The sequence below is a fragment of the Litorivivens sp. genome (assembly GCF_041625495.1).
In the GTDB taxonomy this organism is placed as follows: Bacteria; Pseudomonadota; Gammaproteobacteria; order Pseudomonadales; family Spongiibacteraceae; genus Litorivivens.
Genome location: NZ_JBFJTH010000008.1, coordinates 1 through 15,323 on the forward strand (window position 1 = coordinate 1; position 15,323 = coordinate 15,323).

The following is a 15,323-nucleotide window of genomic DNA, read 5'->3' on the forward strand; positions in this document are numbered from 1 at the left end:
GAAGATGCATCGCTCTACGATTACACCACCGGCAATGGCTTTCCGCCCATTCCGAACCTGAAAACCTGGGATGGAAATGCGGCCTATCCAACGTTTGTTGATGGTGCGAATGATCCGGCCAACGGTAGCGATTGGACTGACAAGCAGCAGGCGGTGTACGTGGCGACTCGCTATCGTATGACTGACGAACTGTCGTTCACACTCGGAGCACGCACTATCGATTGGGATAGCGAAGGGCGCAGCTACGGTGAAAACCACGCCACCGAAGCCCGTGGCAAAACGCTGCCCTACGCTGGGTTGGTTTACCGATTTGGCGAGCACTACACCGTTTACACAAGCTATACCGAAACATTTATGCCGCAGCGCGATATCGGCTTGGATTTTAATCGCCTTGACCCCAATGAGGGGCGTAGTGCGGAGTTGGGCGTCAAGGGCGAGTTCCTTGACGGCCGAATGCTGGCGGCATTGGCGTTGTTCAAGGCCAAGCATGACAATATTTCGGAATCGGCGGGTACGGCGACAGATCCGGTTTCCGGCGGGGTAATCTCCGTGTATCGTGGTGCCGATTTCGACAGCGACGGTGTTGAGCTGGAAATCGCCGGCTACCTTGCTGATGGGCTGCAAGGCAACATCAACTTCACGGTTCTGAGTATCGAAGATACGCAGGGTAACAGCGCCCGTCACTATGTTCCTAAGCGAACCCTGAATGCGAGCCTGAGTTACGCAATACCCGGAGTATTACCGTTGCGTATAGGTGGTGCACTGCGCTGGCAGGACGACATTTATAGAGAATTAACGTCGTTGAATGCGCGCATTGAACAAGGCAGTTACGCGCTGGTGGATCTGTTTGCCCAATATGCCATTACCGAAAATCTTACCGCTGCTTTGAACATCAACAATGTCACCGATGAGAAATACATTAGTAGCCTCTATTGGGAGCAGGGATATTATAGTGCACCCAGGCATGGTCAGGTCACCGTTACCTGGGCCTACTAGCGCTTCAGTAGCCTGCTCGCAGGCGTATGGGTTGCGGATACAGTTGCGCGCGGTGTGTGCGGCTTGTCTGTGGGAGTCTGCCCGCAGGCGAATAAGGGCGAACCCCGCAGCTAACAGTGAAGCAGAGTATGAAAAATAGACTACTTTTTAAAATACACAGCTGGTCCGCTCTGGCAGTTTGTCTGCCGCTGCTATTGATCTGTCTTACCGGCAGCATTCTCGTATTCAAACATGAGATCGATACCCTGTTGATGCACGACAAGGTCCGGGTCATACCAGAAGGCGAGCGTCAGAGCCTTGATACCTTGCTGGCAAAAACCAATGCGCTTTACCCCAACTACGAAACAGTGGGATGGGCGCTGTTTGAGGATCCTGCCAGGGCAGACCTGATCTATCTGATGCAGCATGGCAGCAGCGACTGGTCATATATCCTGATGGATCAATACCGGGCCGAACTGCTGGCGCCAGTGGTATCCACCACGCACTATTTCACCGACTGGCTGCTGGAGCTGCATTACACACTGCTGCTACATGACACTGGGTTGCTGCTTAGCGGATTGGTCGCGGTGGTGTTGTGTTTGCTAGGCATTACCGGTATTTGGATGCACCGCCATTTCTGGCGCAATCTGTTTACCCTGCGACGCAAAGCGCGGCTCGTGTTGTACTTCAGCGACCTGCATAAGCTAGTGGGTGTCTATGCTTCGCCCGTATTGCTGGTCCTTGGTTTTACGGGCGCATATTGGAACCTCACACATTTTGCCCATGAGCTTGAGGAGCACGCCGGTGGCGAGGCGCATTACGCTATGCAAAATCGGTTGTACAACGATGATCTCTCGCTACAGGCACTGCATGATCGCAGTGAGCGCGAACTGCAGGGGTTTGATGCCACTTATATTTCTTTGCCCTGGGAGCCCGGCGCGGCAATTCGCTTTTTTGGCGACGTGGACAGCGTCAATCCGCTGTTGAGTCAGTATGCGAGCAGCGTGGCATTTAATGCGCAAAGCGGTGAGCTGGTCTCGGTCTACGATATCCGGGACGCTGACCTAGGTGCAAAAGCACTCGATTCATTTCGGCGACTGCACTTCGGCGATTTTGCTGGCTTACCTAGCCGTATACTCTGGTGTGTCTTGGGGCTCAGCCCACTGCTGCTCGCGGTGACTGGTGTCACGCTTTGGATTAAGCGCCGCCCCCAGCGTCAACGCGCAGCGGAAAAAGCGCGGCGTCAAAACCAGGCAGAAGCGCAACCGTTGACATCGCGTTGACACCTATTGGCGCGCACGCCCCGAAAAGCAGCGCGCGCTGTCGTGGTGTCTGCTACATGCTGGCGCACTAACTGCACCGTATCAATTCACTGATCGCTGTTTTCCACTAAAGTCAGTCATTCACACCGTAAAATGAAAGCATCTCTCACCTTGGCCCGCTAATTGCTCTGGCAGGGTTTGGCGGCAATGGGGCCGCACCTCGGGAGATTTGTTATGACTCGCCTCGATTATGGGAAGTACCGTGGCATCATTGCGTCAATTGCTCTTTTCTTATTGCTGGATGCATCGGTACTCACACTAAATTTTTACATTTCGTATGAAATCGCTGACGACGCAATTGCGGTAAACCTGGCGGGACGGCAGCGTATGTTGTCGCAGCGCATGACCAAGTCGTTGCTTGATGGTGATTATTTGCTGGGTAAAGAGCACAGTGCAGAGAGCGCTCTCGTAGAACTGGAAACCACACGTGACCTTTTTGATTCAACTCTCAATGCTTTTAAATTCGGTGGTACGGCCAAGGGCGCAGGCGTTGGTCAGGTTACGTTGCCGCCGGTTGTTGATGAGACTGCAATGGCTGCGATAAACGCCGCCGAGCGGGTTTGGCAGCCCTACCGTGGGCATATTGACGCGTTGATGGCAGCGCGCGGCGATCCAGTGCAATTTCTACCTGCCTTGCAAACTGCGATTGACTACGCACGCGAGCACAATCTTACGCTGCTGAAAACCATGAACGATTTAACCGTTCGATTGGAGACGCTGGCCACAGCTAAAGCCACACGGTTACGCCTAATTCAAACGATAGGTATTACGCTGGCCGTATGTAACTTTATCTTCATTATTTTGCATTTTATTGCGCAGCTGCGCGAGGGTGATCGCCGTATTGAGCTTGCTCGTCGCGAAACCACAGAAATTCTCGATACGGTAAATGAGGGCTTGTTCCTGTTGGATGAAAATCTTGTGATTGGAGGTCAGCACTCGCAAAAATTAAGCGACATATTTGGGCGGAATGATATTGCCGGCAGAAGCCTCAATGAGTTATTGAATCGGCTGGTAACCGAAAAGGATTTACATACTACGCGTGAGTTTGTGGGGCTTTTGTTTAGCGCGAAAGTGAAGGAAAAGCTGATTCGCGATCTCAATCCACTTGACAGGCTTCAGATAAACCTACCGCAAAAGGACGGTAGCTATACCACAAAGTACATCAGTTTCCAGTTTGCGCGAGTTTACGAACAGAACAAAATTGCCCACGTGCTGGTTACGGTTAATGATATTACTGAGCAAGTGAATTTGGCCCAAGAGTTGGAGGCGAGTCGAGGCGAGAGCGAGCAGCAGCTCGAAATACTGACCAATATTCTGCATGCAGATCCCAAGGTACTGCAGATGTTTATTGATAATGCCCATGCCAGCTATAACCGCATTAATGCGGTGCTGCGTGAGCCGCTAAGACAGCAAGGGCCTGGCCATCAATATGTTCTGCAGAATAAAGTTCGCCGTATTTTTAATGATATTCATAACCTCAAAGGTGAGGCCAGTGCACTGACGCTGGAGAACTTTGCCCTTATGGCCCATCAGTTTGAGGCGGAACTGGCGCAGTTGCGTGATAAACCCAATCTTTCAGGTAACGACTTTCTACCGCTGACCGTAAAGCTAAATCGTTTGATGGCTTATACCGAGTCTGTTCAGAAGTTAATTGCTCGTATTGGCGGTCTTGCAGATATACCGCAAGGGCAAAGCGCGGTGCCAAGTTGGGCGCATCTATATGATCTGACAAGCAGCTGTGCCGAACGCGCTGGTAAAAAAGTACACCTGGTGGCCAGCGGATTGGCCGAGCTATCCCTTAGCAGTGAACGGCTCGAGGTGATAAATCAGGTATGTATTCAGATGATTCGTAACGCGGTAGCCCACGGAATTGAAAAGCCGGCAGACCGTCGCGATGCCAATAAAGCGGAGCTTGGCCGTATTGATGTTCGCCTGGCTGAGGTGGCCGGCGGTTCCCTTGAGCTGACAGTGCGCGACGATGGCGCGGGTTTTGATTACAAGGCCATTCGCCGCCGGGCAATGGAAGCAGGACTCCGCACGGAGACGGATCTGGAATGCATGGATAACAAACAGTTATTGTCCCTGATTTTTGAGCCTGGCTTTTCTACCTGTAGAGAGGTTGGTGCAGATGCGGGCAGAGGTGTGGGTATGGATGTAGTGCGGAGCAAGGTCAATGCGTTGGGTGGTCGCCTCTCCATTGGCAGTTCGCCAGGCCGCTACTGTCAGTTTGTGATTACGCTGCCGGGTGAGGTGTCTGACTCGGCTCTCGCTGGCGATGCGGTACTCAGTGCAGCCTAAGGATTAACTATGTATCGACTCATGATCGTAGACGATTCCAATGTGATTCGTCGCAAGGTGGCGCGCAGCCAAAATAACGAGCGTTTTCAAGTGGTGGGTAGCGCCAGTAACGGTAAAAAGGCCGTTGAAGGCTTGGATGTTTGGCAGCCGGATGTGGTTACCATGGATCTGACCATGCCGGAGATGGATGGATTGGATTGCATCTCGGAGCTGGTATCTCGTAAACCGGATATTCGTATTCTGGTGGTCTCGGCGCTTAAAGATAAAGCGACAGGCATTCAGGCGCTGCAGCTCGGCGCAAGGGGCTTTCTCTGTAAGCCTTTTACCGAAGATGATTTGAGCCGCGCGCTCGAAGAAGTAATGGATGACTCTCATGAATGATGAAAATCTCAGTGTATTTATTGATGCGGTAGTGAACTACTTCGAGTGCACTGCGGATGACCCGGTAAAGGTAGGCACTCCGTATCTGGATAGCGAGAGCGCACCGGCGCTGTTCGATTACACAGGGATCATTGGCATTTCCGGTGCCCGCAAAGGGTGTGTTTACTTCAGCGCCCCGCGAGCTCTCCTGCGGCATCTGTTGTTGTCCATGGGTGAAGACGATATGGCGCAGGAAAACCTGCTGGACGTCGTTGGGGAGGTGGCCAATACGCTGTCAGGCAATGCGCGTGGTCATTTTGGCAGCGAGTTTATGATTTCTGTGCCTGTTGTTGTCACTGGCGTTCCGGAGGGTATTCATCTACCAAAAGCCTTACGTTCCTATGTGATTCCCGTTTACTGGAAAGCCTATAGTGCAGCCGTAGTGATTAGCCTGGAAGGCTGACATATACGCTTGCTCGCGCACTATTGCCATATCTGCGCTTCGACGCAGACCGCAATTTTTTGTAGTCTTCCTATGATAACCACCAATCGGGGGAGACTCGCGTGAAAAAGTATCTGATAGGTCTGGTGCTACTTTGGCCCCTGCTGGGGGTGGCGCAATCGGCGACGAACAGCGAAACCCTGATTGTTGGCACTAAACTGGCCCCCCCTTTTGTAGTGCGCAACAGCGAGGGCGAACTTGGCGGTTTGAGTATTGCGTTGTTTCAACGGGCTGCCGACAAGCTCGGGTTGCGTTATGAGTTCCGCGAAACCGATCTGAACGGCTTGATTGACGGTCTGACGGATGGAACGCTGGACGTCTCGGCGGCCGCTCTGACAGTAACAGCGAGCCGCGAGAAGCGTATTGATTTTACCCATCCCTTCCACACCACCGGATTGGCCATAGCTGTCCCCAAACAGGGTAACGCAGTGTGGGCGGCGGTGAAGCGGGTATTTTCCTGGGAATTTCTCGCGGCACTGGCTGCCCTGGGCGCGCTGCTGCTGGTGGTCGGTGTATTGCTGTGGCTGGCTGAGCGGCGCAGCAATGCCGAGCAGTTCGGTGGCGGGACGGCCGAGGGCATCGGTGCAAGTTTCTGGTGGGCGGCGGTTACTATGACTACCGTGGGTTATGGTGATAAAGCCCCGACGACTTTCTGGGGGCGCGTTGTCGGTTTGGTCTGGATGTTTGCAGCCATTATTCTTATTTCCAGTTTTACCGCGGCTATTGCCACCAGCCTCACGGTAAGCCAATTGGGTAGTGCGGTGCGCGGGGTCGACGACTTGCCCAAGGTGCGAGTTGTGGGCGTTGCTGATTCCGCGAGTGCTGAGTTTTTGGAGAAACGCGGCATTGGTTTTATGCCGAGAGCGGACCTGCCGGCAGCAGTCAATGCGGTTGCAACTGGCGAGGCAGACGCCTTGGTCTATGATGCGCCCATTCTTAAATATCTCTCTATTCAGGACTATCCGCGTCGAATACAGGTGCTGCCCAATACCTTCGAACGACAGGACTATGCTTTTGCCCTGCCTGAGGGCAGTGCGCTGCGAGAGCCACTTAATCAAGCTATTTTGTCAGTGTTGGCGGAAGACCAGTGGCGGGAGGTTCTAGCCAGTTACCTCGGTGATGAAGGGCGTTAAATCAGGGGCAGTTTGCTCGGGGTTAAAGCCCCTTTCAAAACCGTGTTAGAGTGAGTGCACCCGATAAAAACAAGAGGGCGCATTGTGACCGCATCAGATTCAACTGTTCACTGGTGGGATCAGCTTCAGGCGGAGGCTGAACGCCAATCCGACCATACAGATATTAATCGCCAGAAGTTGGTAAGTATTGCCGCGACGGCAGCGCTCGATCGCGTTGCCCGCACCGGCCTTGGCACGATGGTGTGCTCGGCGCTGGCGCCCATGTTTCTGGGCAAGGGCAAGCTGGACGAACAGAATACTTTGTTGCGTTACTACGCGCCGTTTGCCGACCGGGCTGACGTGTCGGAAAATTTTGTCAAGCCACCGAAAGTGAAAGTGATTGAACAGTCACCGTCGATGTTTTCACGGCACCGGCGGTATAACCCCAAGGGTATCAACTGCCAATACCTCAGCTTCGAATCGCCCTATGAGCCTCTGAACCCGGCCCTGGCTGACACCTACAATAAGCATTCGCGCAACCGCAGGGCGTACGCACTGCATATGAGGCACGAACAGCCGCGCCCGACGCTGCTGTATATTCACGGCCAGTCGTTGGACAACTACCGGGTTAACAGTTGGTGGTTTTCGCTTACCGAGCTCTATGATCAGGGCTATGACGTGCTGATGATGACCCTCCCGTTTCATGGGCCTCGCGCGGATATTGAACACCCTGTCAGTGGTATCGGCTTTTATACCAATGGTCTGGCGGGCACCAATGAGGCGATGTTGCAGGGTATCTACGATGCGCGGATATGGCTTGATTACCTGTTTGAACATGGCGCTCCGCAGGTAGGCGTGTCCGGTGTTTCGCTTGGCGGGTACCTCTCAGCGTTGCTGGCCTGCGTCGACGATCGTTTGTCCTTTGCCATCCCCAACTCGCCGGTGGTAGCACCGGTGGATATGGCCCTGCAATGGCAGCCCGTGGCACCGGTGTCCCAATTGCTGTTTGCGTTGGGTGATCTCACCATGGCAGACATGCGGCATTGCATGGCGCTGCATAGCCCGCTTACCTACCAACCTAAAATTTCGCCCGACCGCTTGTTTATAATAAGCGGTGCAGGTGATCGCTTTACCTCGCCGCGGTTCGTGCGTTTGCTGCACGAACACTGGCAGGGCAGTCGCATTCACTGGTTTCCCGGTAATCATCTGCTTCACTTGCAGCAATCGCATTATCTGCAGGATATGCATGCTTTTATTGATCGCAGTTTTGGAATTTCGCCATGAGTCGCGGCAAGGTACCAGCTATTATCTCCAGTATGATGTCGCTGGAGTCTGACGACACACCGATGCATATCGGGGTATTACTGCGTTTTCAGATACCAGCAAACGCCAGCTCAACCTTTATGGCCGATTTGGCGGCTGATTTTCGGCGTCAGAGCGACGTGGTATTTCCATGGAACAGCCGCTTGCTCGGTCGTTGGGTTATAAAAACGCAATGGCAGGAATGCCAGTCGGTGGATCTGAGTCACCATTTCCGGCAAATCGGTTTGCCAGCCCCGGGCGGCGAACGTGAGTTAGGGGTCTTGGTGTCTCGTCTTCACAGTCAGCTGTTGGATATGGAGCGCCCACCGTGGGAGTGCTTTCTTATCGAAGGGCTAGAGGGGAATGGTTTCGCCCTTTATATTAAGGTTCACCGGGCACTGCTTGATGTGGCTGGGGGCGCGGAAGTGCTCTATACCTTTCTTGCGCAAAGCAAAGGCGATAGTGAAGTAACGCCGCCTTGGCATTGCTGTATAGATGCCGATTCGATAAACGACGTGCCGCAGATTGAAGCGTGGGAAGATCCAGTGGCTGCCGCGACCGGGCTGGGCAAGGCCATTACTCGGCTGGTGGGCGCGGGGATTCGTCGGGATAGAACCCTCGCTGTTCCCTACCGTGCGCCGCGTACCGCCCTGAACGGGCCGGTCAATAGGCAGCGGCGGTTTGCCACCCAGCGCTACGACCAGAAAACGGTATCGGAGCTTACCCGGAAGCTGGGCGGCTGTGATGATACGGTAACCCTGCTGTATCTCTGTGGTAGTGCGCTGCGTCGCTTCCTCAAGGAATTTAATGCCTTGCCAGACGAGCCGCTGGTGGCAGCGGTACCGCAAAGCCGTGTCTATTTGTCGGATTTCAGTCTTGCGTTTGTCAGCCTGGCCAGTGATGAGGCTGATCCCCTGGCGCGCTATGCAGCGGTTGATAAATCCTACCGTGCAGCACTGGCACATCTGGCTGATGTGGCTCCAGAATTGCGTATGGCATACAGCCTGGCGGCGAGTGCGCCGTTTATTGCGTCCCAGGCCGCGGGCGCTCAGCCGTGGATGCCTGCCATGTTTAACCTTTCCTTTATCAATATGCCGGGGCCGATCGGCAAGCGCTATCTGGCGGGTGCCGAGCTGGTGGCGCTACACAATCTGTCGCTGTTGATGCCGGGAACTGCACTTGCCGTCACGTCCAATTATTATGATGACGCTGTCAGTATTGGTTTGATTGGCGCTCGTGATACGCTGCCGCATTTGCAGCGTGTGGCCGTGTATATGGGGCTGGCGCTGGAGCAGTTGGAGGCTAGCATATGAACCCACTGGCGAAACGATTGCTTGATCAGGGCCTGGCAACCAATCAGCGTGTTGCCCAGGCGGCGGGCAACGGCTTTGACTGGTTGTTTAGACGTAACAATCTGGTGAAATCGGGACATACCTGGTTTGAGCTGGTTTACGACGGCGACCCAATGGCGGTGCGCTACTACGGTTTACCCGACGAAGATGAGATTGAGCTGGCGGACGGCTCGACCATGCCCATTCGCCGGGAACAGTTCAAGCGACCGCTGGTGCTGGTGCCGCCGCTGGGGGTTACCACTGAAACTTTTGACCTGTTGCCGCATCGCAGCCTTGTGAAATATATGGCGGCCTGCGGCTTCAAAACCTACCTGATCGATTGGGGTAAACCCAAAAAGAAACATGCGCACTTGGGACTGGAAGATTACGCTGAGACCATGATGGGTGAAGCGCTGGCAGAAATCCGTCGTCACTCCGGCTGCAAGGAAATCTCCCTGATGGGCTGGTGTATGGGTGGGCTGATCAGTCTTCTTTATATGGGGTTGACCAAAGATCCGCAGGTGAAAAATCTGGTGACCGTGGCCAGCCCAATCGATTTACGCGGTGGTGGGCTTGCCACGGGTGTTGCCCAGGCCTTGAATGTGCCGGCACAAATGATCCGGCGCTATACCGATTTTCGGCTGCATGTGCTCGACCCGTCGGTACTGAGCGCGCCGCCGTGGCTCACCACGCTTGCGTTCAAGCTGACCGACCCGCTCAGCAGCGTCACGAGCTACTGGGATTTGATTACGCGGTTGTGGGATAGAGAATTTGTGGAATCGCACACCACCACCTCTGACTACCTTAATAACATGCTGTTGTATCCGGGGGGGGTGGTGCAGGATATGGCGGTCAAGGTTGCCGTTGATAACAAGTTGGCCACGGGTGAAATAGAAATTGGCAGCAAGCTGGCCGAGCTTAATAAAATACAGTGCTCTTTGCTGGTTTTTGCTGGTGAGACCGACTCACTGGTGCCCCCGTCGATTGCCGAGCGCATCATGGATGTGGTGGCCAGCAGTGACAAAGCCTTTTACGTGTCACCGGGCGGCCATATGGGGGTGACTCTCGGTAGCCGTGCCCAGCAGGCTGTCTGGGCGCAGGCCGCGGACTGGTTACAGGCGCGCGATAGTGGCCGCAAGCCGCGCAAGTCGGCTGCCGGCAAAAGTAGGGTAGCCAACACCTCGGCGAATAGCCCGGGGAAGCCGCCCAGCGGGAAAGCCAAAGTAGCGCCGGCAAAAAAGCAGCGGGCGCGCAAAGTCAAAAACATCAAGTCGACCTAGCATGCAAAATGGCACAGGCTACAAACGTCTATCTGTAAACGGTATCGAGCTAGCCTATCTTGAGCAGGGCAGCGGCCCGCTGGTGCTTTGTCTGCACGGATTTCCCGATACTGCCCATTCATTTGATGAGCTGCTGCCGGTGCTGGCCGCAGCCGGCTACCGTGCCGTTGCACCCTTTATGCGTGGCTATTATCCCAGTGAAATACCTGCGGATGGCGATTACGCCATCACTACCCTGGCGCGCGACGCGTTGGCGCTGATTGACGCGTTGGGCGAGAAAAGCGCCATTGTGATCGGCCACGATTGGGGCGGTTTTGCGGCCTACACGGCGGCCAATATCGCGCCGGAGAAGGTGTCAAAACTGGTGGTCATCGCGGTACCGCACATGGCGGCGACAGCTAACTCTTTTGCCCAGCTGCGGCGATCTTGGTATGTCTGGTTTTTCCAACTGCCCTGGCTGCCTGAAAAACGGGTGGCGAGAAACAATTTTGCCTTTATCGATCGTCTCTACCGGGCGTGGTCGCCTAATTGGCCGGTAAATAAGTACGATCTGTCGCCGCTCAAAGCCGCGCTGGCTGCCCCCGGCGGGCTCCAGGCCGCACTCGGCTACTACAGACGGATGATTCGGGGTGCCAGCCGCGACGTTTATGATGTGATGTCTACAATAACCACGGTGCCGGCGCTCTGGTTTGTGGGTGAAGCGGATGGCAGCATTGGCCCGGAAGTCTTTGCCAACACCGCTGAGGCCTGCAGTGGCCCCTTTGAGCTGGTGAGTTACCCCGGTGTGGGGCACTTTGTACACCGCGAGGCGGCACCGGAATTTCACAGCAAGTTACTGGCCTTTTTAGCGGTGCCGGAAGCTGCAGCAGACAAGCAGGTTGGATAGTCACTCATGAGCGCAGAACAACAATGGGATCACAGTGTCGACGTACTGGTGGTGGGCAGCGGTAATGGAGCCCTGACCGCTGCACTGGCCTGTTATGAAATGGGTACGCAGGATGTACTCGTCATCGAAAAGTCAGACCTGGTGGGCGGCACAAGTGCCACGTCGGGCGGTGGTGTCTGGATTCCCTGCAATCGCTATGCAAAAGCTGCCGGCGCTCAGGATTCTTTTGAAGATGCCAAAAAGTATCTGATGAGTACCATTCCCGAGGGCGATGTACCCGAGGAAATGATTGATACCTATTTGCAGGTCGCCCCGGAAATGGTCGACTTCATGCACGAGCGCACCCACATGCGCTATGAATCGCTGGAGCATTACCCGGATTATTACACCAATGTGGAAGGCTCGCGCACCGGTCATCGCTCCATGGAGCCGGCGCGGTTCGATTCCTCGCTGCTGGGCGACGATGTTAAACGACTGCGCCCCACCCATCATATGATGCGGCTGTTCAACCGCATTTATTTTACGCAGGTGGAGGCTGCCCTGCTGACTGTGCAGGCGCCGGGCTGGGTTAAGCTGACCATGAAATTGCTGGCCAGCTATTACCTCGATTTTCTCTGGCTACTGCGCGGCCATTCGCGCAGCCGTCAGATCTGTACGGGTGCGGCGGGGGTGGCTCGTCTTTGGTACTCGCTGAAAGAGCGCAACATTCCGCTGTGGACCGAGACCACTATGGAGTCTTTGGTGGATGAAAACGGCAAGGTAATTGGCGCCGTCATTACCAAAGACGGTAAAACCCAGCGCATTCAAGCGCGCAAGGGTGTGGTGCTGGCCGCTGGTGGCTTTGAGAAAAATCAGGCAATGCGCGAGCAATACCTGCCTGCGCCCACGGATACCAGCTGGAGCGGCGGGGTAGCGGGCAATACCGGTGACGCCATTCGCGAAGGCCTGCGCTTGGGGGCGGCCACCCGCCTGATGAGCGGCGCCTGGTGGTGTACCACCATTTCCGTGCCGGGCGAGCCGGCGCCGCGTTTGAGCGTAATGGAGAAGTCTTATCCGGGCTCCTGCATCGTAAACATGCGCGGTGAACGCTTTGCTAACGAATCACAGAATTACATGGCCTTCCAGAAAGACCTCTATGAGGCCCATTCAGAAGAAACGCCATGCTCGCCGATGTATCAGGTGTTTGATGCGCGCTTCCGCCGGGATTACATCGTCGGCCCGCTGATGACGGCGTCCCTGAAGCCGGATTGGACTATTCCCAAGGAGTGGTTTGAAACCAAGCTGGTGGGTAAGGCCAACACGGTACGCGAATTGGCCGAGCAGCTGGGTATCGATGCGGATAACCTGGAAAAGACGGTTGCCAACATGAACCAGTACGCCAAAGACGGCAAAGACCCAGAGTTTCAGCGTGGGGATTCTGCCTACGACCGCTACTATGGTGACCCGCGTTTTGAACCCAACCCCTGCCTGGGCGCGATCGACGAGGCGCCGTTCTACGCTATCCGGCTCGATGCGGGGGATTTTGGCACGCAGGGTGGTTTGGCCACCAACCCCAACGCGCAGGTAATGCGTGAAGATGGCAGTTGGGTTGAGGGGCTTTACGCTGTGGGCAATTGCTCGGCGGCGGTATTGCCGACCTATCCCGGTCCGGGTTCAACCCTTGGGCCAGCCATGACGTTTGCCTATCAAGCAGCCAAACATATCTCCGGCCAATAAAGCACCTCTTTGGGGCGAGCCTTCGTGGCGCGCCCCAAAAACGTGCTGCTTTCTTCTGTATTGATGCCTACCTGCTGAATTAGCGCTGGCACCGTATTTGCTTTGAACTTTTTGGTGGGATATCCGCGCAGTTTGTGCGCAGTTGCAAGGGATCGTTGGCGCCGTTGATGTGTGTCAAATTTTTCGGTAGAACTAACGGTGGAAAATTGATCTAAGCTTCCAGCTATCAGCTACAATGTCTCTGATACGATCAAATGTAACATTGCTAGGTTCCAATGACTTAGTAATCAGATTTGAAAAATACCCGCATTATTGAATCCGCAGTCTACTTCGCGTTGGCGCGAGTCAGCATTGCTCAATAAGCATCTCGTCGGTCTTGGAAGCGACAAAATAAAAGGAATTTTTGGCAGGGCGCTATGAAACAACTCGGAATTATTGATTCAGCATTTGTAAACCTGGAGCATCCACATACACCGCAACATATTGGCGGGCTTGGAATTTATGATCAGTCGACGGCACCGGGCGGGTCTGTCCGTTTCAAGGGCGTAATCGCGAATTTCGAGCAACGTCTGCTTAAACAGCCCATTTTCCGTGCTCGTCTGGTGCACACCCCCGGCGGTTTCGATCGGCCGTACTGGGTTCAGGATGCCAATTTTGATGTGGAATTTCATATCCGCCACATCGCCCTGCCCAAACCGGGTGACTGGCGCCAGCTCTGTATTCTGGTGTCGCGTTTGCACGCGCGACCGCTCGATATGTCTCGCCCGCTGTGGGAGGTCTATATCATTGAGGGCTTGGACAATATTGTCGATGTGCCCGAGGGCGCGTTTGCCATCTACACCAAGATGCATCACTCGCTGGTGGATGGCGCGGGTGGCGCCTCCTTTATGTCGGCCATCCATGATCTGGAACCCAACCCCAAGCCAAATACCGAGCGCACAACCATAACGGTTGATACGCCGCCGACCCCGGGTTATCTGGCCGCTGCTGCCACTGTTAACCAGGTGAAAAATACATTCAAAATGGCCAAGGGTGCTGCCGGTCTTGCCAAAGATATTGGCAAGTTTGCGCTGGGGCTGGCGCGCAAGGAAATACCCATGCCGCCGATCAGCGCGCCCAAAACCCGCTTTAACAAGCCGGTTGGACCTTACCGAGCCTTTGATGCAGCGGAATTTTCGCTGGAAGAAATAAAGGCCGTCAAAAATGCGGCTGACTGCAAGGTCAATGACGTGGTGCTGGCGATTGTGTCAGGGGCGATGCGTCGCTACCTTGATAACCTTGGCGAGCTGCCAGAAAAGAGCCTGGCGGTATCGGTACCATTGAACATGCGTACCCGCCGTGGTGTCACTGAAGACAACAACCAGATCGGCTCGGTGTTTCTGGAGCTGCACACCCATATCAAGGACCCCCTGGAGCGTTTGCGGGCAATCATGAAGAGCTCGTCCGATGCTAAATCCCACGGCGAGTCCTCACCCTTGGTGGATGCATTGAAAGTGACCGGCATGTTCTCGCCAGCGCTGACCAAGCCTTTCATCAACATGTATATCAACAACCAGTTGACCCGCCACGTGCCGGCTAACATTTCCGGTGTGGTGTCCAATGTTGCCGGGCCTCCCTTCCCGCTGTACACCGCTGGCGCGAAGATGGTGCGCTATTACGGCATGGGTCTGTTAACGCCAGGTATGGGGATATTCAATCTGGCCTTTACGTCCAATGGTTTGTTGACGCTCTCGTTGTTGGCAGATCGCGATACGGTGTCTGATCCCTCGACCTTTGTGGGCTTCATGTACGAAACCTTCGAAGAGCTGAAGGAGGCGGCCCTGAATCGTCGCAGTGATGAAGAAGCTGCTGAACAAGTGAAGGGTAATGTTGCGCCGCTGGTGAAAAAGCCGCGTGTGGCAGCTAGCGCAGCCAAGAAGGCCAAGGCGACAGCGCCGGCGCCAAAGGCACCGCCGCGTAAAGCCAAGGCTGTGAAGACCAGTGCCAGCAAGCGCAAGCAGGCCAGTAAAAAGCAGCTGGAGGCGGTCTCGTCGGTTGCGGCTGAAGTGAAGCAGGCGGAGAACACCGCCAAGCCTGCGCCAGCAAGCAAGGCCAAACCGCCGGCCAAGGCTCCGGTTCGCAAAGCTGCCAAGACTAATGGTAAGGGCAGCAGCGAGTCGGTGACATCTATCTTTGCGGATGTTGATGCTGAGCCGGCGCGTAAGGAATCAGCCCTGCACTGACCGAGTCGCGCCATTTC

12 protein-coding genes are annotated in these 15,323 nt (G+C 55.0%); all 12 read left to right on the forward strand.

Annotated features, from left to right (window positions below; genetic code table 11):
• A partial coding sequence (locus tag ABYP39_RS01690) for a TonB-dependent siderophore receptor (protein ID WP_372780871.1) occupies positions 1–996 on the forward strand: 996 nt, incomplete at its 5' end.
• Between the two features lie 128 nt (positions 997–1,124).
• Positions 1,125–2,258: a PepSY-associated TM helix domain-containing protein gene (locus ABYP39_RS01695; RefSeq protein ID WP_372759629.1), complete on the forward strand. Its 1,134-nt coding sequence runs from the start codon at positions 1,125–1,127 to the stop codon at positions 2,256–2,258.
• Positions 2,259–2,471: 213 nt separating this feature from the next.
• A complete protein-coding gene (locus tag ABYP39_RS01700) occupies positions 2,472–4,595 on the forward strand; it encodes an ATP-binding protein (protein ID WP_372780872.1) in 2,124 nt (707 codons plus the stop codon).
• Between the two features lie 9 nt (positions 4,596–4,604).
• Entirely contained in the window at positions 4,605–4,976 is a 372-nt protein-coding gene (locus tag ABYP39_RS01705; RefSeq protein ID WP_372749825.1) for a response regulator transcription factor, read from the forward strand.
• A complete protein-coding gene (locus ABYP39_RS01710) occupies positions 4,969–5,418 on the forward strand; it encodes a chemotaxis protein CheX (RefSeq protein ID WP_372749824.1) in 450 nt (149 codons plus the stop codon). Before ABYP39_RS01705 ends, ABYP39_RS01710 begins: the two co-directional genes overlap by 8 nt.
• Positions 5,419–5,519: 101 nt before the next feature.
• On the forward strand, positions 5,520–6,590 hold the full coding sequence (locus ABYP39_RS01715) for a transporter substrate-binding domain-containing protein (protein WP_372749823.1): 1,071 nt from the start codon (positions 5,520–5,522) through the stop codon (positions 6,588–6,590).
• An 84-nt stretch (positions 6,591–6,674) separates the two neighbouring features.
• Positions 6,675–7,853, forward strand: coding sequence for an alpha/beta hydrolase family protein (locus ABYP39_RS01720; protein ID WP_372749822.1), 1,179 nt, complete (start codon positions 6,675–6,677; stop codon positions 7,851–7,853).
• Complete coding sequence (locus tag ABYP39_RS01725) at positions 7,850–9,184, forward strand: wax ester/triacylglycerol synthase domain-containing protein (protein ID WP_372780873.1); 1,335 nt, start codon at positions 7,850–7,852, stop codon at positions 9,182–9,184. The genes ABYP39_RS01720 and ABYP39_RS01725 overlap by 4 nt, the downstream gene beginning before the upstream one ends.
• Positions 9,181–10,482 carry an alpha/beta fold hydrolase gene (locus tag ABYP39_RS01730; RefSeq protein ID WP_372780874.1) on the forward strand — a complete coding sequence of 434 codons (1,302 nt, stop codon included), beginning with the start codon at positions 9,181–9,183 and terminating at the stop codon, positions 10,480–10,482. The genes ABYP39_RS01725 and ABYP39_RS01730 overlap by 4 nt, the downstream gene beginning before the upstream one ends.
• Before the next feature lies 1 nt (position 10,483).
• Positions 10,484–11,368: an alpha/beta fold hydrolase gene (locus ABYP39_RS01735; RefSeq protein ID WP_372748685.1), complete on the forward strand. Its 885-nt coding sequence runs from the start codon at positions 10,484–10,486 to the stop codon at positions 11,366–11,368.
• Positions 11,369–11,374: 6 nt separating this feature from the next.
• Positions 11,375–13,084 (forward strand): FAD-binding protein, encoded by a 1,710-nt coding sequence (locus ABYP39_RS01740; protein ID WP_372748686.1) that lies wholly within the window; start codon positions 11,375–11,377, stop codon positions 13,082–13,084.
• Between the two features lie 416 nt (positions 13,085–13,500).
• A complete protein-coding gene (locus ABYP39_RS01745; protein WP_372780875.1) occupies positions 13,501–15,306 on the forward strand; it encodes a wax ester/triacylglycerol synthase family O-acyltransferase in 1,806 nt (601 codons plus the stop codon).
• Positions 15,307–15,323 lie beyond the last annotated feature (17 nt).

Excerpts from the sequence above, each read along its gene's own strand:
- ABYP39_RS01695 (WP_372759629.1), top strand. The coding sequence starts at position 1,125 with ATGAAAAATAGACTACTTTTTAAAATACACAGCTGGTCCGCTCTGGCA.
- ABYP39_RS01700 (WP_372780872.1), top strand. The coding sequence starts at position 2,472 with ATGACTCGCCTCGATTATGGGAAGTACCGTGGCATCATTGCGTCAATT.
- ABYP39_RS01705 (WP_372749825.1), top strand. The coding sequence starts at position 4,605 with ATGTATCGACTCATGATCGTAGACGATTCCAATGTGATTCGTCGCAAG.
- ABYP39_RS01710 (WP_372749824.1), top strand. The coding sequence starts at position 4,969 with ATGAATGATGAAAATCTCAGTGTATTTATTGATGCGGTAGTGAACTAC.
- ABYP39_RS01725 (WP_372780873.1), top strand. The coding sequence starts at position 7,850 with ATGAGTCGCGGCAAGGTACCAGCTATTATCTCCAGTATGATGTCGCTG.
- ABYP39_RS01730 (WP_372780874.1), top strand. The coding sequence starts at position 9,181 with ATGAACCCACTGGCGAAACGATTGCTTGATCAGGGCCTGGCAACCAAT.
- ABYP39_RS01735 (WP_372748685.1), top strand. The coding sequence starts at position 10,484 with ATGCAAAATGGCACAGGCTACAAACGTCTATCTGTAAACGGTATCGAG.
- ABYP39_RS01740 (WP_372748686.1), top strand. The coding sequence starts at position 11,375 with ATGAGCGCAGAACAACAATGGGATCACAGTGTCGACGTACTGGTGGTG.
- ABYP39_RS01745 (WP_372780875.1), top strand. The coding sequence starts at position 13,501 with ATGAAACAACTCGGAATTATTGATTCAGCATTTGTAAACCTGGAGCAT.